Annotated in this window: 15 protein-coding genes and 1 pseudogene; 4 read left to right on the top strand and 12 right to left on the bottom strand. The window is 71.0% G+C overall.

Features of this window, described 5'->3' with window-relative positions:
- Positions 1 to 18: 18 nt before the first annotated feature.
- Positions 19 to 186 (bottom strand): hypothetical protein, encoded by a 168-nt coding sequence (locus tag SMD20_RS48540; protein ID WP_442942658.1) that lies wholly within the window; start codon positions 184 to 186, stop codon positions 19 to 21.
- 40 nt (positions 187 to 226) lie between these two features.
- Between SMD20_RS48540 and SMD20_RS43320 the strand changes: the two are divergent.
- Both SMD20_RS43320 and SMD20_RS43315 read left to right on the top strand, forming a co-directional pair.
- Positions 227 to 673: pseudogene (locus tag SMD20_RS43320) on the top strand (transposase); the annotation flags it as partial.
- Positions 674 to 955: 282 nt separating this feature from the next.
- The gene (locus SMD20_RS43315) at positions 956 to 1,867 is read left to right on the top strand and encodes an AraC family transcriptional regulator (protein ID WP_329592932.1); all 912 of its coding nucleotides are present in this window, start codon (positions 956 to 958) and stop codon (positions 1,865 to 1,867) included.
- On the opposite strand, the gene SMD20_RS43310 is transcribed toward SMD20_RS43315, so the two are convergent.
- Genes SMD20_RS43310 through SMD20_RS43280 form a run of 7 tightly spaced genes read right to left on the bottom strand, consistent with a single transcriptional unit; the run spans position 1,821 to position 8,336 of the window.
- On the bottom strand, positions 1,821 to 3,872 hold the full coding sequence (locus SMD20_RS43310; RefSeq protein ID WP_329592930.1) for a xanthine dehydrogenase family protein molybdopterin-binding subunit: 2,052 nt from the start codon (positions 3,870 to 3,872) through the stop codon (positions 1,821 to 1,823). The genes SMD20_RS43315 and SMD20_RS43310 overlap by 47 nt on opposite strands.
- Entirely contained in the window at positions 3,869 to 4,804 is a 936-nt protein-coding gene (locus SMD20_RS43305; protein ID WP_329592928.1) for an FAD binding domain-containing protein, read from the bottom strand. The genes SMD20_RS43310 and SMD20_RS43305 overlap by 4 nt, the downstream gene beginning before the upstream one ends.
- Positions 4,801 to 5,319, bottom strand: coding sequence for a (2Fe-2S)-binding protein (locus SMD20_RS43300; RefSeq protein ID WP_329594739.1), 519 nt, complete (start codon positions 5,317 to 5,319; stop codon positions 4,801 to 4,803). Before SMD20_RS43300 ends, SMD20_RS43305 begins: the two co-directional genes overlap by 4 nt.
- The gene (locus SMD20_RS43295; RefSeq protein WP_329592926.1) at positions 5,319 to 6,524 is read right to left on the bottom strand and encodes a low temperature requirement protein A; all 1,206 of its coding nucleotides are present in this window, start codon (positions 6,522 to 6,524) and stop codon (positions 5,319 to 5,321) included. The genes SMD20_RS43300 and SMD20_RS43295 overlap by 1 nt, the downstream gene beginning before the upstream one ends.
- Positions 6,521 to 7,108: a class I SAM-dependent methyltransferase gene (locus SMD20_RS43290; protein ID WP_329592924.1), complete on the bottom strand. Its 588-nt coding sequence runs from the start codon at positions 7,106 to 7,108 to the stop codon at positions 6,521 to 6,523. The genes SMD20_RS43295 and SMD20_RS43290 overlap by 4 nt, the downstream gene beginning before the upstream one ends.
- Complete coding sequence (locus SMD20_RS43285) at positions 7,105 to 8,034, bottom strand: alpha/beta hydrolase (RefSeq protein WP_329592922.1); 930 nt, start codon at positions 8,032 to 8,034, stop codon at positions 7,105 to 7,107. The genes SMD20_RS43290 and SMD20_RS43285 overlap by 4 nt, the downstream gene beginning before the upstream one ends.
- Entirely contained in the window at positions 8,031 to 8,336 is a 306-nt protein-coding gene (locus SMD20_RS43280) for a putative quinol monooxygenase (RefSeq protein WP_329592920.1), read from the bottom strand. Before SMD20_RS43280 ends, SMD20_RS43285 begins: the two co-directional genes overlap by 4 nt.
- A 179-nt stretch (positions 8,337 to 8,515) precedes the next feature.
- On the opposite strand from SMD20_RS43280, the gene SMD20_RS43275 reads away from it, so the two are divergent.
- Positions 8,516 to 9,079 carry a ferritin-like domain-containing protein gene (locus tag SMD20_RS43275; protein WP_329592919.1) on the top strand — a complete coding sequence of 188 codons (564 nt, stop codon included), beginning with the start codon at positions 8,516 to 8,518 and terminating at the stop codon, positions 9,077 to 9,079.
- Here the strand turns inward: SMD20_RS43275 and SMD20_RS43270 are convergent.
- Together SMD20_RS43270 and SMD20_RS43265 are read right to left on the bottom strand one after the other, a co-directional pair.
- Complete coding sequence (locus tag SMD20_RS43270) at positions 9,039 to 11,798, bottom strand: helix-turn-helix transcriptional regulator (RefSeq protein WP_329592917.1); 2,760 nt, start codon at positions 11,796 to 11,798, stop codon at positions 9,039 to 9,041. The genes SMD20_RS43275 and SMD20_RS43270 overlap by 41 nt on opposite strands.
- Before the next feature lie 159 nt (positions 11,799 to 11,957).
- Complete coding sequence (locus SMD20_RS43265; protein ID WP_329592915.1) at positions 11,958 to 12,563, bottom strand: site-specific integrase; 606 nt, start codon at positions 12,561 to 12,563, stop codon at positions 11,958 to 11,960.
- A gap of 166 nt (positions 12,564 to 12,729) precedes the next feature.
- On the opposite strand from SMD20_RS43265, the gene SMD20_RS43260 reads away from it, so the two are divergent.
- Positions 12,730 to 13,008 (top strand): hypothetical protein, encoded by a 279-nt coding sequence (locus SMD20_RS43260; RefSeq protein WP_329592914.1) that lies wholly within the window; start codon positions 12,730 to 12,732, stop codon positions 13,006 to 13,008.
- A 194-nt stretch (positions 13,009 to 13,202) separates the two neighbouring features.
- Here the strand turns inward: SMD20_RS43260 and SMD20_RS43255 are convergent, their stop codons facing one another.
- Together SMD20_RS43255 and SMD20_RS43250 are read right to left on the bottom strand one after the other, a co-directional pair.
- Positions 13,203 to 13,604: a RidA family protein gene (locus SMD20_RS43255; protein ID WP_329592913.1), complete on the bottom strand. Its 402-nt coding sequence runs from the start codon at positions 13,602 to 13,604 to the stop codon at positions 13,203 to 13,205.
- 26 nt (positions 13,605 to 13,630) lie between these two features.
- The coding region (locus tag SMD20_RS43250) for an FG-GAP repeat domain-containing protein (RefSeq protein ID WP_329592912.1) at positions 13,631 to 15,520 on the bottom strand (1,890 nt) is incomplete at its 5' end.

Here is a 15,520-nt window from a genome sequence, read left to right as displayed (position 1 = left end):
TCGCGCTGCGGCTCACTGTCACCGACTTCTAGCCAGCACCCAACGAGCAGTTCTCCGCCGAAAAAGACTGTCATCGACGTGTCCGATGACTGCCTGTCGCCCTGCAGAGTCGTAGTCACGAGAAGGGGGTCCCTTGGTGAGGTGTCGGTAGATGGTGGGGCGGGTGACGCCGAACTCGTCGGCGATCTGCTGGACGGTCTCGGAGCTGAAAGTTGATCTCGTCTGGCTTGTCCAGACCGCCGCCGAAGCCGAGGTGGACGCCTTCCTCGGCCGCGCCCGCTACCAGCGCGCCGCCACCGTAACCGCCACCGCACCCGGCGGCGACGAGGAGGCCCCGGTGCGGCCGGGCTACCGCAACGGGCACTGCCCGACCACCGTCAAGACCACCAGCGGGCCGATCACCATCGCACGCCCCAAGCTGCGGGGCACCACCGAGAAGTCCGCCTCCCGATTGTTCGGCGCCGGTGTCACCCGCACCCACGCGCTGGAGACCCTCGTGATCGCCTCCTTCGTGCGCGGTCTGGCCGTGCGTGACGTCGAAGGCACGCTGGCCGACGCGCTCGGCCCCGAGGCCGCCCTGTCCAAGTCCACGGTCTCGACCATCTGCCAGGCCATCGTGGCCGAGTACGACGCCTGGTGCCGACGCCACCTGAGCACGGTGGAGCTGGACTACCAGGCGCGATGCCGTCCAGAAACCTCCATCCAGAAAGTCGCAGCGGTGCACCGGCGGCCGGTAAGAGATTTGGGCCGAGACTCCGGCGTTAACGCGGTTTCCGCTGCTCCCTAGGCTCTGCTTTGGGGCAGCCAAGATAAGTCCGAAAGGGGCAATGCCCAGGTTAGAGAGGGCCTTGGCTGGTGAGCCTTGGCGGCGTACGTTCGGCCGGGCCGCCACGCCTCCACCCGGGTGTGTGGGCCCGATTGCCGCCGAACCTCGCGCGGTGTTTGAATGGGGATCATGGCCCTCGACGAGCTGCGCGACCTCCTCATCCGCCATGCTCGACCTGATCTCGCCACTCCCATCGAGGATGTGCTGATCTTCAAGGCCGAACGCCCCCAGCCTCCTACGCCGACCACCTACGGCAAGGTGCTGGCGCTCGTCGCCCAGGGCACGAAACGGTTCGCGCTGGGAGACCGCCTGTACGAGTACCACGCGGGGCAGTACCTCGTCGCCTCGATCGACCTGCCGGTGACCGCCCATTTCGCGAAGGCCGACGTCGAACGACCCGGGCTCGGGGTCGGGGTGACCCTGCATCCGGCGGCCATCGCGGAGGTGTTGCTGCAGGCGGGCCCGGACGATCTGCCGGAGCTCGGCGACGACGCGCCGCCCGGCCTGGCGGTCAGCACCGCCTCCGCCGAGCTGCTCGACGCGGTCGTCCGTCTGCTGCGCCTGCTCGACCGGCCGGGCGACATCACCGTCCTCGCGCCGCTCGTCAAACGGGAGATCATGTGGCGGCTGATCACGGGCGAGCAGGGCGCGATCGTGCGCCAGTTCGGGCTTCCCGACAGCAGCCTCAGCCACGTCGCCCGCGCGGTGCAGTGGATCCGCGACCACTACGCGCAGTCCTTCGGGGTCGAGGATGTGGCCAGACTGGCGGGGATGAGCGTCTCGGCCTTCCACCGCAACTTCCACGCCGCCACCGCGATGAGCCCGATCCAGTTCCAGAAGCAGATCCGCCTCCAGCAGGCACGGCTCCAGCTCGCCGCGGCGCCGGGTGACGTCGCCGCCGTCAGCCGGCGCGTGGGCTACACCAGCCCATCCCAGTTCAGCCGGGAGTACCGTCGCCAGTTCGGCGCGCCGCCGAGCCAGGACGCCAGGCGCCTCACTCCAGCACGCGATCGAGACGGATCGGCAGGGATCTCTGCCTGACGCCGGTGGCGTGCCAGACGGCGTTCGCGATCGCGGCGGCTGTGCCGACGTTGCCGATCTCGCCGGCGCCCTTGACGCCCATGGGGATGCCGGGCTCGTAGTCGGGCACGAAGTCGGCCTCGATGTCGGGCACGTCGGCGTGCGTCGCGATGTGATAGCCGGCGAAGTCGGCGTTGACGTGGCGGCCGGTGACCCTGTCGCGGAGGCCCTCCTCGTGCAGGGCCATCGACAGCCCACCGATCATACCGCCGATCACCTGGCTGCGGGCGGTAAGCGGGTTGACCACGCGGCCGATGGCGTACATCCCGAGAAGCCGGCGCACGCGTACCTCACCAGTCGTCGGATCGACGCCCACCTCGGCGAAGACGGCGCTGAAGGAGTGCCGTTCCATGGTCGGAAGGTCGCCGAGCAGCTCCGTGGTGTCGACGGTGACCGTGCCTGCGCCCTGCTCGCGCATCCTCGCCCCGGCCTCTGAGATCGCCCAGGCCCAGGAGGTGGTCCCCCGGGAGCCGCCGGCGCCCCAGGCTGGGCCGAGCGCGCTGTCGGAGATCCGCAGCCGGATGCGTTCGGTGCTCACCTCCAGCGCGTCGGCGGCGATCGCGGTCAATGCCGTGCGGGCGCCCGTTCCGAGGTCGGCGGCGCCGACCGCCACGGTGTAGGTGCCGTCGGGCTCGGCCGTGATGGACGCCGACGACGCGAACGCCCCCGCGCTGAAGGACGTGACGGCGAGCCCGGTGCCGATCAGCAGACGTCCTTGGCGCTGTTGCCGGGGCCGGTGGTCGCGGCCGGCCCAGCCGAACCGCCGCGCGCCCTCCCGAAGGCACGCGACCAGGTTGCGGCTGCTGAACGGCAGGCCGGACACCGGCCCGACCTCGGGCTCGTTGCGCAGGCGCAACTCGAGTGGATCGATGTGCAGCCGTTCCGCCAGCTCGTCCATGGCGCATTCGAGGGCGAACGATCCGGGCGCGGTTCCCGGCCCGCGCATCGAGCACGGTGGCAGGATGTCGAGGGGGACCGCGCTGAGGCTGGTCCTGATCGCGGGCGCCGCGTAGAGCGTCTTGGTCAGCTCCGTGCACCCTTCGATGAACTCCGCCAGTGGGGAGATCTCGAAGGTGGCCTGGTGCCAGATTGCCCGCAGCCGCCCGTCGGCGTCGGCGCCGATCCGGATCTGCTGGTCGGTGGCCGGCCGCATGCCGGTCGACAGGAACACTTGCGTACGGCTGAGCGTGACTCTGACGGGCCGTCCGAAGCGCTGAGCGGCGATGGCGGCGAGGATCAGGTGCGGCCCGCACGGTCCTTTGGACCCGAAACCGCCGCCGATGTGCTCGGTGCGGACGCGCACCCGGTCGAGCGGCATCGAGAACAGGGCGCTCAGGACACCAGCGACGATGAACGGCCCTTGGTTGGAGTCGATGGCCTCCAGCCGGCCGTCTTCCCACCATGCGGTCGCCGAGTGCGGCTCCATGGCGCTGTGGTGCTCCTCCGGCGTTCGGTAGCGCTCCTCGACCACCACTGCTGAGGCGGCCAGTTCGGCCTCGATGTCGCCGATGTCGACGGGCCCGTCGAAGAACGTCACCGCCGGACGGCGTGCCGGGTGCTCGGCGGTGAACTCGGTGTCGTGCGGCTCCGCTTCGTAGGTGACCGGCAACGCTGCGGCCGCGGCCTGAGCCTGTTCCAGTGTCTCGGCCACCACCAGCGCGACCGGCCGGCCGGAGAACGGAACGACGTCGTCCTGCAGGAGCTGGAGCTGACGGTCGGGTCCGAAGAAGCCGAGCGCCTCCGGGTTGAGCCGGGGCGCGTTGCGATGGTCGAGAACCCCCACCACTCCGGGCATGTCCAGGACGGCTGAGGCGTCGATGTCACGGACGCGTCCGCGCGTCACCGTGGCCAGGACGGCCACGCCGAAGGCCAGGTCGTCCACCGGCACGTCAGCCACGTAGCGCGCGACCCCGGTGGCCTTGTCCGGACCTTCCACCCGCGGCCGGGCCACGCCTACCGCGTTCATGGGCGCACCTCGTTCAGGAGGGAGACGATGAGATTGCGGGCGAGTGTCAGCTTGTAGCCGTTACCGGGCAGCGGCTCGGCGGCGGCGAGCTCGGCCTCGGCGGCCGCGTGGAACTCACCCGGGTGCTCCAGCAGGACGGCTTCGGCCCGCCGGGCGCGCCAGGGTCGCGAGGCCACCCCGCCGAGCGCGATCCGCGCGCAGCCGCCGTCGAGACTCGCGGCGACGGAGACGGTGGCGAAGGCGTAGGACGCCCGCTCACGGACCTTGCGGTAGCGCGAGTGGGGGAAGGATCCGCGGAGGCGGACAGCGGTGATCAGTGCGCCCGGCGGGAGGGTGGTCTCCACGTGCGGAGCGTCCCCGACCGGCGGGTAGAAGTCCGCCAGAGGGATCTCGTCTGGCCCTTCCAGGGTTTCCACGTGCACGATGGCGTCGAAGGCGAGGAGCGCCACGGCCATGTCCGAGGGGTGCGTCGCCACGCAGCTTTCGCTCCAGCCGAGGATGGCGTGGTTGTGGTGTTCCCCCACGATCGCGGGGCATCCGGTGCCCGGCGCCCGCTTGTTGCACTCCTGCGTGGCGAAGTAGCCGCACCTGGTTCGCTGCAGCAGGTTGCCTGCGACCGTGGCCATGTTGCGCAGCTGGCCGGACGCGCCGGCCAGCACCGCCTGGCTGAGTGCGGGGAAGCGCCGCCGTACCGTCGGGTGGGCCGCGAGGTCGCTGTTGGTGGTGGTGGCCCCGATGACGAGTTCGTCGGCGGCCTGGCTGATTCCGGCCAGCGGCAGGAATCGCACGTCGACCAGCTGGGTGGGCGTTTCGACGCCGGTCTTCATCAGGTCGACGAGGTTCGTGCCGCCGCCCAGGTAGCGGGCGCCCTCGTTCGCCATGGCCAGTGCTTCTCGGACGTCGGCCGCCCGATGGTAGGAGAACGCCCTCATTCGGCCACCTCCAGGACGGCACGCACGATTGACGGGTATGCCCCGCATCGGCACAGGTTGCCACTCATCCGCTCACGTACTTCGGCGGCGTCCAGTTCTGGCGTGGGGTCGGCCACATCGGCGGTGACCGCGCTCGGCCATCCCGCCGCGTGTTCGGCCAGCATGCCGACCGCCGAGCAGAGCTGCCCGGAGGTGCAGTAGCCGCACTGGAAGCCGTCCAGCCGGATGAACGCCTCCTGCAGCGGCGTGAGCTCGCCGTCCGCGGCCAGACCTTCCACGGTCGTGATCTCGGCCCCTTCGGCGGCGACCGCCAAGGTCAGGCACGACACAACCCGCCTGCCATCGATCAGCACGGTGCACGCGCCGCACTGCCCGTGGTCGCAGCCCTTTTTCGGTCCGGTGCGACCGAGCCTTTCGCGCAAGGCGTCCAGCAGGGTCATGCGGTTGTCGACGGTCAGCCGGTGGGCGGTGTGGTTGACGCGCAGCGTGATCTCGCTGTGGTGCTCGTTCGTCATCATGTCTCCTCCACCAGCAGGCAATCAGTCATGCGGGGCTGGGGACGAGCCAGAAAACTCGCGCGTCCTTGCCCATTCCTCCGGGCCTCCACCACGATCACCACGGTCAGGACGGCGAGGACACCGACCGGAGCAGCGAGCGGCGGCAGCATGGCGGCGACCGGCGCGATCATCAGAAGGGCGCCCGTCGCGGCCAGGTGCGCGCCACTGAACACGTGGTGGATCCGGAGCCGGAACAGCAGGTGTCCCAGGAGATACAGCGCGCCGCCGCCGTACAAGGCGAGCGCGGAGAAGACGCCCAGCCGATCCGTGTCGCTCGCGTGAGTGACCACTCCTTCGATGCCCAGGGCGGCCAGCACGATCCCGGCGATGATCGGGAAGTGGCCGTAGGTGTAGGCCTCCACCGCCAGACGTAGCCGGCCCTCCCCGTGCAGGCGGCGGGCCGCCGCCTGCGACACCGTGTCGAAGTACGACCACCACAGGGCGACCGCGACGGCGATTCCTTGGATGGCCGCGAGCAGGAGCGCGGCGCTCAGGGGCTGGCCGGCGGCGCCCGCCCCGACCGCCACGATCGACTCACCAATGGCCAGGATCATGAACAGCCCGTGCCGTTCAGTCAGGTGCGCCGGGCTGCGCAGCCTCCAGTGGCCGTGCCGGGTGGTCACGTAGATGCCCACCCAGTCGACCACCAGTGCCAGGGCGAACAAGACCGTCTGCGCCCGGTCTCCGAGCAGGGCTCCGGAGACCAGCAGCACGGCGCTCACCGCCAGCGGCGCCCAGGTGACCGCTACCTGACGTCGCAGGCCAGGGTCATCCCGCGCGGCCACGGCGTAGATCGCGAGGTGCAACCATCTCACCAGCAGATAGGCCACGACCAGCACCAGTGAGCCCGGTCCGCCGCTCCACGCGTCCGGGATGGCCAGGGCGAGCACGAACATCGCGGCCATGGCCACGATCATCCCGGCCCGGGGCGCGCCCTCGTCGGCGCGAGAGTGGTTGCCCAGCCAGGTGTAGCCCGACCAGGTGCCCCACAGCAGGGCCAGGGTCATCAGGCCTTGGAGCACGCCCTCGGCATCCCGCTGCCGCGCCATGTATCCGGTGATCTGTGTGATGGCGAAGACGTAGACGAGGTCGAAGAACAGCTCGAAGGGCGTAGCGCGGTGATCATGGCCGGTCGGCCTGGCCTTGCCCCGCAGAGTTCTCATGGCCTCGGCCGCCTGCAGATGTAGGCGAAGGCAGGTGGAAGATTCGCCCACACGGTCCGGCTGAGGACGACCTCCTCGAACCGCTCGGACAGTGACCGCCGCAGCCTCCGGGCAGGCGGCCCCCACCGGGTGTAGGTGTAGGCGAAGGTGGTGAACGCTCCGCCGGGGGCGAGCGTGCCCGTGATCGCTTCGAGCAGATCCTGCTGCGTGCTCGCGGCGAACGCCGCCCACGGGAGCCCGCTCACGATCACGTCGGCCTGGTGGCGGCCGCGCGCCCTGAGCAGCTCGCGTAGCGTGCGGGCGTCGGCCACCTCGACGTCCACCCGCGGGTAGCGCGCGGCCAGCCGCCTGGCGAACCGTTCGTTGATCTCCACGGCCAGATGATGGCCCCGGCCGCCGAGCCGGCGCTGGATGGCCGCCGTGAACGCGCCCGTGCCGGGCCCGAGCTCGACGACCACAGGGTCACCCTCGCGCGGCACGGGCACGGTGACCAGGTCGGCCAGTGGTCCCCCGCTGGGGGCGACGGCTCCGACGGTGAAGGGGGCGCGGACGAACTCGTGCAGGAATGCCGCGTGATCGCTCATGGTGAGACCTGCAGGATGCGGGCGAGCCAGTCGTTTCTGGCACGGCGAGCGGCGATCGACAGGCACGCCTTCGGGAAGAGCGCGTCGAAGCCGTGGTAGCCGCCCGCCCACACGTGCAGCTCGGCCTGACCTCCGGCCTCCCAGATCCGGGTGGCGTAGGCGACGTCCTCGTCACGGAAAACCTCAGCCGTTCCGGCGTCGATGAAGGCGGTCGGCAGGCCGGACAGGTCCTCGGCGATCGCCGGCGACACGTAGGCGGACACCTCCTCGCTGCCGATGACCGATCGCCAGGCGAACGCGTTGGTCTCGCGGGTCCACACACCGGGCCCGCCGGAGTGCTGTCGGCCGGAAGGGGTGTCGTTGCGGTGGTCGAGCATCGGGCAGATGAGCATCTGCGCGGCGATCCGCGGCCCGCCGCGATCGCGGGCCAGCAGCGCGAGCCCTGCTGCCAGTCCGCCGCCGGCGCTGGTGCCCGCGACGACGATGCGCTGCGGGTCGATGCCGAGTTCACCGGCGTGCTCGGCGACCCAGAGCAGCCCGCGGTAGCAGTCCTCGACCAGGGTGGTGCCGGTGGCCTCGGGCGCCAGACGGTACTCGACGGAGATCACGACGGCGCCGAACAGGTCGAGCCACTCCAGCGGGATGTCGAGCTGCGAGTAGCGGTCGCCCATGATCATGCCGCCGCCGTGGAGCCAGAGGACGGCGGGCGCCGCTGCCGGATGGCCGGGCGGGCTGAAGACCGACAGCGGGACGGTGCCTGAGACTTCTCGTCGCTCGACGGCGCGGCCGTCCAGGTCAGGAGGCGGCGACGGGACGAGCCTGAACTGGGCGAGGAGCTCGGGCGTTAGCTCGGGCACGAGCGGCAGGTGGCTGAGCAGCTCTCGCAGTTCCGGATCGAGGCCCGGGCGGGCGGTTGAGGCGTTCACAGGACGGCCTTGCCACCGACGGGGACCTCGTCGAAGTAGGTCGACTCGCCGTCCAGGAGGGGCTGCAGCTTCGCCACCAGCTTCTGCGCCGGCTCGGTGGCGAAGAACGCGGCGTGGGCTTCGGCGCTGACCCAGCCCTCGGTCACGTGGACGGTGTCAGGGTCGGCGGCCGAGCGTCCCACCAGGAAGACGACGCAGTCGTCGTGCGGCAGGGACGGCGCGTTCAGTAGTTCGCCGATCAGCTCGCCGCCCAGGCCGGGTCGGGCTTTCATGATGGCGTGGAAGCCGTGGCCGATGGTCACGAGGGTTGCTCCTCAGCTCGTACGGGCTTGTCGAAGCCCACTCTCGGACCGGCCGCGCCGCACCACATCAGTCATCCGACTCCCGCCTCGGGCGCCCACGGCGGCCGATGACCTAACCGCAGATGCGGTTAGGTCATTTGACAGATGCGCGGCCCGGGCGCGTGCCCGACCATTGACACGTGACGAGTCCTCCAGAGCCGCCGGCCGTCCTGCGCATGCGGGAGGTCAGGGACCGGGCGCTGTTCGACCCGGACGACGGTGCGGTCACACCGTCGAACCGGGCCGAGCTCAAAGCGGTCGCACACCTGCTGAACGTGCTGCTGGCCAGCCTGGTGGTGTCCTCGTTGCAGTACGAGCAGCACGCCCTGCTCGTCCGCGGGCCGTCACACCGGCAGGTCGCGCAGTTCCTCCACGGCTGCGCCGACCGTGACCGCGCTGGCGCGCGGCTGCTCGCGACCCGCATCGCCCAGCTCGGGTTCACCGCCGACCACGACCCAAGGCACCTCCCGGCGCGCTCGCGCGTCACCTTCCAGACGTTCCAGGACGGCGATCTCACCGGCATCGTGACGCAGGACCTCGTGGGAGCGCGGATCCTCGTCCAGTCATTGCAGGAGGCGGTGCGCTGGGTCGGGGCCGACGACCCCACCACCCGGCGCCTGCTGGAGCGGCTGCTGGAGGAGAAGGAGGCACAGGCCGACGAGCTCAGCGCGGGGCTTCGGAATCCGGTGCGAGAGCATCCCTGAGCCCGGCGCGGGAGGCGACGCCGAGCTTAGGGAAGATGCGGTACAGGTGCGCACCCACCGTCCGGTGCGAGAGGTAGAGCCGCTCGGCGATCTGTTTGTTGGTCAGGCCGCTCGCCGCCAGCTCGGCGATCTGCAACTCCTGCGCGGTCAGGGCGGCCGGGCCGCCTGACGAGGTCTCGGCCGTCCGGTGGCCGGCGGCGCGCAGCTCGTTCTGCGCACGCTCGACCCAGGGCCCGGCGGCCATCGCGGCGAATCCGTCGCGGGCGACGAGCAGATGCCGGCGCGCCTGCGACGCCGACCTGTCACGACGCAGCCTCTCGCCGAGGACGAGCCGGACGCGGGACGCGTCCCACAGCCACCGTTCCGCCACGTGGCCCGACAACAGCGACTCCAGCCGCGCCCTCGTCCCGTCGTCGTCGGACACGAGGAACTCCGCCGCCACCTGGATCAGCGTCATCCGGGTCGACAACGCGGCCACGTCGGCGGCCCGCATCGCCTCGACGTGCGCCCTGGCCTCGACCATCCGCCCGGTCCGCACCGCCGCCTCCACCAGGTCGAACATGACCCACGTGCAGTGCGGCACGTACGCGGCAAGCGCGCCGGGCGGGCTCATCGCGGCCGCGTGGTGGAAGGCCGCGCCGAAGTCCCCCTGTCCCAGCGCCGCGATGGCACGCGGATGCTGGGCGAACAGCGCCGCGGCCGTCACACCGCGTGGGAGCGCCCAATGGGTGATCTCGTCGGCGAGCGCGTACGCCTCCTCGAAGCGTCCCCGTCCGGCGGCGAGGATCGCCCTGTTGTACATGAAGTACCACGCGAAGAAGGAGAAACTGCTGGTCTCGCAGACCTGCTGCCCCTCACTGGCCAGCTCCTCGGCCTCGTCCCACCGGCCGACGAGAAAGTCGTCCAGGCACAGGTGCATGAGGGCGCCGAGGTGCCGGCGAGGCGCGCCTCCCTCCCGTCCCTGCTGGACCAGCCGCCAGGAGGACTCGCGGCAGTCACCCAGGCGGTCCAGATAGACCGAGGCCGTGCCGACCCTCATGATCCGCGTGGGGTCGGTCTCGTCCGGCAGGGTGTCGAGGATGCGCCGGCTGCTCGCCAGCGCCGATGCCCCCGTGCGGACCGGGTCGGGGAAGGTCCTGCTCGCCAGCGACAACACGTCGGGCGGTCGCGGCTCCAGCCGTTCCAACGCCCGGTAGAACGGCTCCCAGTATTCCGGGGCGCTGCCGTACCAGGACAACAGCATCAACGTGTGCATGGCCTCGACGAGCGCGGGATCCTCGGCCCGCCAGCCGTGCTCCGCGGTCTCGATGGCGCCGACCAGGAGCCGGTGGGCGGTGGCGACGTCGCCGTCCCCGTTGAGCATCAGGAACGCGGCCGCGTTGGCCGCGTGAAGCGAGCCGGTGGAATCCGGAGCCGCTCGCCGCGCGTCGGTCAGGAGTGTCTTCGCGTCGTCGATGGCCCCGCTCGCCTCGGCGCCGATGTATGCGGCCTCGGACAGCCGACGCCCCCGATCGGCGCTCGTCGCGCTCAACTCGGCCGCCCGGATCAGCGCGGCGACTGCGGCGAACGCGTCACCGCGCAGCATGATGCGATGCGCCGAGTCCTCCAGCAGCGCCGCCACCGTCTCGTCCGGGCCGACGGCGGCTGCGGCCAGGTGCCACGCGCGACGTTCCTGGTCACCCGTCAGGGCACCGGCGAGGGCGACATGTGCGGTCCGGCGCTCTTCGTGCGTGGACTCCGCCACGATCGCCGACCGGATCAGCGGGTGCCGGAACGCGATCCGCGCCGTGGCGTCGTCGACGCGTACCAGCTGCGCCCGCTCGGCGGGGGCGAGGTCGGCCAGTCCGGCCTCATCCGCCGAGGCAGCCCTGAGCACCCGGATGTCGCCGGTGCCCTCGAACGTGGCCAGCAACAGCATTCTCCGGGTCGATGCCGGCAGATCGGCGATCCGCGTGGCGAACATCGCCTGGAGCCGGTCGCTGAGCGGGACCACCTCCGAGTGCGCCACCGCGGGATGCATCGCGCCCAGCAACGTCGAAGGCAGTTCCGTCAAGGCCAGCGGATTGCCCTGGGCCAGGTCGAGCAGCCGATTCCTGATCTGTACCGGCATGTCCGGGAAGTGGACGTCGACCAGTTGCCCTGCCGCCGCTCGATCCAAGGGCTGGACGGCCATCTCGGTCAACCCGCGAGGCGCCGCGGAGCTCACTGCGCCCGTCCTGGCGGAGAACAGCAGCGCGGCCCCGACCCCCTGCAGCCGGCGGGCGACGAATCCCAGCACGACGGCGCTGGCCCGGTCGATCCATTGGACGTCGTCCACCAGAAGGGCGAGCGGTGTCTCAGCGGCGACCCTCTTGACGAGCAGGAGCGCGGCGTTGCAGACCAGGAGCGCGTCCGGTGGGGCGCCGACGCCGAACCCCAACGCCACCGACAATGCCTCTCGAAGCTGCGGCGGCAGGTGCTGGATGTCGGCTTCGACCGGCAGGAGCAGCTGATTGAGGCAGGAGTAACTGACGTCGGCTTCGAACTCGGACCCGGACGCTCGCAGCACGCGCATCCCCGCCGTGACCGCCAGCTCGGCCGCAGCGGCCATGAGAGCGGACTTGCCGATGCCGGGGTCACCCCACATCAGCCGCGCGTCACCACGCCGCCGAGCCGCGTCGAGAAAGCCAGACAGCTGGTCGAGCTCGGCACGGCGGCCGAATAGTGCATTACTGGCCACGGATACCTCACGGCGTCGGTCAGTGCCTCACCACTTCCGGATACAGGCTGCTGCGAGCATAGCCGTCACGCGATCACCCTCAGGCGCTGCTTCCGCCTCTCCTCTGAGGAGAGCGGGATTGAGCAAGAGATCGCTACCATCGAGCAAGTCCGCCGCGCCTCACCCCATGGGCAGATGCGCCCTGTGCCGGGACTTGGCCATGAGCATCAGCAGGCTCGCACCCACCCCGCCCAGATGGGTCCGCGCCGAATGGCGGAATTCGTGCAGATCCCACCCCGTGCCGGGACCGTTCAGCGCGGTGTGCTGGTCCAGCAGGGCGCGGGCCTGGCCATAGGACTGGCGAGCCAGGCCGGTGTCGGGGCAGACGTCGCGGGGACCGATGGCCTTGCCGGGGCCGGGGTGGCGGTGGGTGACGAAGACCGGACCCTGGGTGCGGCCTTTGAGCAGTCGGGGTAGCAGCCGGGCGGCGCCGGCGTCCCAGTAGACGGTCTCCAGCACGAAATCCTCGCGTGCCTGGCCACGGCGGCGAGTCTTGCCGCGGGCGCCCTTGACCTTGACCCGCGCCTGGCGGGCGGTCAGATCCAGATCCTCGATGTTGAGGGCGAGGATTTCCTCAGCTCGGGCGGCGGTCTCAAATAGGAGGCGGTAGAGGGTCTTCTCCCGCAGGCCGAAGTCGCGGCGGGCGATCAGCCGGTCGATCGCGGTCTTGGACTGGGCGGGCGTCTGGCTGTCGGGTGCGGCCAGCCGCTTGGCCCAGGCGGGCACCGCTGGTGCGGTGTGGCCTCGTCGGCACAGGCTGTCACGGCGTCCCAGGCTTCCGGCGTCGGCCGATCCGGCTCGCCCAGCCTGTCCGGGCCGGCCACCAGGGCGTCCATATCCGGTGCCTCCAGAGTGGGAACGGCGCGGGAGAACACGGTCGTGCGCCCCCTACGTGCCCACCGAGGCGATCGGGCTGCTGCCCCCGGAGGCCCGCCGCGTCCACGAGCCGCGGACGGCGCTCGACGGTGGCGCGGACGGTCTTGACGTCGTGCGGCGGGTGACCGCCGCCGCGCCGTCGCGGCTGACCCCGAGAGGTCTCCTGTTGGTCGAGACGAGTGAGCGCCAGGCGCCGGAGGCCGAGATCTTCGCCCGCAACGGCCTGATCCCGCGGGTGGCCGGTTCCGACGAGCTGGACGCCACTGTCGTCATCGGGACCAGGCCCCCCTCCTGAGCGGGGCGGGCGGCCGATCGCTGAACACGGCGATGGGTGCCGCGCCCCTGTGGGGGCGCGGCACCCATCGATACCGGGCGAAGACGTGTGTGTCCGCTCATCGGCCCGGCGAGCCACCGCCCGCTTCGCGTGGTACGGGGCCTCCTCACCGCGCGCCGAGGGCCCCGACACCGGCTCGGCGCGCGGTGAGAAGATCAGGACCGTCGGCGGCAGCCCTTGACCGCGACGACGTCGATCTCCACGAGGATTCCGCCGAGGTTGGATCCGGCGGTCGTGCGGGCCGGGCGCGGTTCGTCGAAGAACTCGCGGTAGGCCGTGTCGAAGCCGTCCCAGTCGTTGTCGACGTCGGCCAGGTGCGCGGTCACCTTGACGACGTCCTGCAGGTCCGAGCCCGCGGCCTCCAGCGCTGCGGCGACGTTGCGCAGTGTCTGGCGGGTCTGCTCGGCGACGTCGTCTCCGACGATCGCCCGGGTCACCGGGTCGACCGGCCCGAAGCCCGCGGTGTAGACGAGGTCTCCGACGACGACGGCCTGGGAGTAGGCGCCCCGCGGGGGCGGGGCCTGATCGGTGTGGACACCCGCCTTGGTGTGTGTCATGCCTGAAATCCTCTCGGTGGCCGGTGCTACAGCACCAGGGAGACCGCGCTCTGGAAGCCGTTGCCGCCCGTCCTGGGGGTGCTGGACCAGCGGTTGCCCGAGGTCGCGCCGTTGTTGGCGTAGATCGACAGTCCGCCGGAGGCGTCGCCGACCACCAGGTCGGGCCCGGAGCCCCCGGTCACGTACCCGAGGCCGAGCGACCGCGTTCCGGCCCAGTTGCCCGGAATCACGATCGGATCGGTTGAGGCGCCGGTCGGGAAGACCCACAGGGACCCGTCGTTCTCCAGGTCGACGAGGTCGGCGATGCCGTCGTGGTCCACGTCGCCGAGGGCGAGCCGGGTGGCCGTCTGCCAGTTGCTGCCGACCCACGCGCGCGGCGTCCACGGGAAGGCGGTGGTCGATCCGTTGCCGGGGTAGGCGTACAGGTCGCCGCTGTTGTCACGTCCGATGAGGTCGGCGCGGCCGTCGCCGGTGACGTCTCCGGCGATCAGGTGGTTGAAGATGTTCCAGCCGGTTCCGCCGAAGTAGCGGGTGGTCCAGCGCAGGCCGGTCGTGGACCCGTTGTTGAGGTAGATCCACAGGGTGCCGTTGGAGAGGCGCTTGTCGACCGCGAGCACGTCCTGAAGGCGGTCGCCGTTGACGTCGGCGAGGAGGATCTGCGAGGCGAAGCCCCAGTCGGTGCCGGCACTGACCCGGTCGGGCCAGGGGTTGCCGGTGGCCGCCTTGTTGTTCGGCAGCAGCCACAGGTCGCCACTGCGGGCGACATGGGCGATCAGGTCGGGCTTGCCGTCGCCGGTCACGTCGCCGGTCACGACGTCGAGCGCGTACTCGAAGCCGGTACCCGCGGCGAAGCGGATCGTCGGCGACCACATCGAGCCCGCCGTGGCGTTCTGCCAGGGGTGGATCCACAGGGCGCCGGAGGGGTCCCGCGAGATCACGTCCGGGCGCCCGTCGCCGGTGACGTCGTCCATGGACAGCCGGTCGGTGCCGCTCCAGCCGCCGGTGCTCCCGTACACGATCGAGGTCCAGAAGTTCGACGTGGTCGACCCGTTGTGCGGGTAGACCAGGAGGGCTCCGGTGGCGTCGCGGGCGACGATTTCGGGTTTGCCGTCGCCGGTGACGTCGTCGAGCATCATCATCTGGGCGAGGTTCCACCCGGTGCCCGACCAGATCGGAGACCGGGTCCACGGGTTGGAGGTGACCGAGCCGTTGTTCGGGTAGACGTAGAGGGTTCCGCTGGCTTCGTGGGGATTGCGCGCCAGTAGGTCGGGTTTGCCGTCACCGGTGACGTCGCCGACGAGGATCCGGTCGACGATGTTCCATCCGGTGCCGGCGGCGAAACGGTTGGGCCACGGGTTCGCCGAGCCGGAGCCGTCGTTGGGGTAGACGTACAGCGTGCCGTTGTTCGCCGAGGGGTCGCGCACGATGACGTCGGAGCGGTTGTCGCCGGTGACGTCGGCGACGATGAGGGTATCGGCGAACTCCCACTGCGGCGGCGTCGCGGTGTAGGTCGTCTCCCACGGGTTGGAGGTGGTGGCCCCGTTGCCGTTGTAGACGCGCAGCGCTCCGGCGTCGGCGCCGGACAGCTGGGCGACCAGGTCGGCCCGGCCGTCGCCGGTGACGTCGTTCGCGACCGGCGCCGGGGGCGCGGCGGCGCGGGACGCGTCCGCGCGGGCGGTCAGCTCGGGGGCCGTGGCGAGCACCTTGGCTCGGAGGCCGCTGACATCCCACTTCTTGGTCTTGATCTTGCCGGGCTTGCTGGGCTTACCGGATTTGCCGGAGTGGTAGGGCTCGGTGGGAGCGGGGGCAGGCCGCTTGCGGTCGTCGCCGGGCGCCGCGTGCGCGGCCGGGGCGACGGTGAGGACCGCGAGGGCGAGGGCCGAGGCGACCGCGGTCGCCCGTATCGACATCTTCAT

The sequence above is a fragment of the Nonomuraea sp. LP-02 genome (genome assembly GCF_036289125.1).
Classification (GTDB): domain Bacteria; phylum Actinomycetota; class Actinomycetes; order Streptosporangiales; family Streptosporangiaceae; genus Nonomuraea; species Nonomuraea bangladeshensis.
The sequence above is the reverse complement of the archived record's forward strand: the minus strand, read 5'-3'. Positions and strand labels throughout refer to the sequence as shown.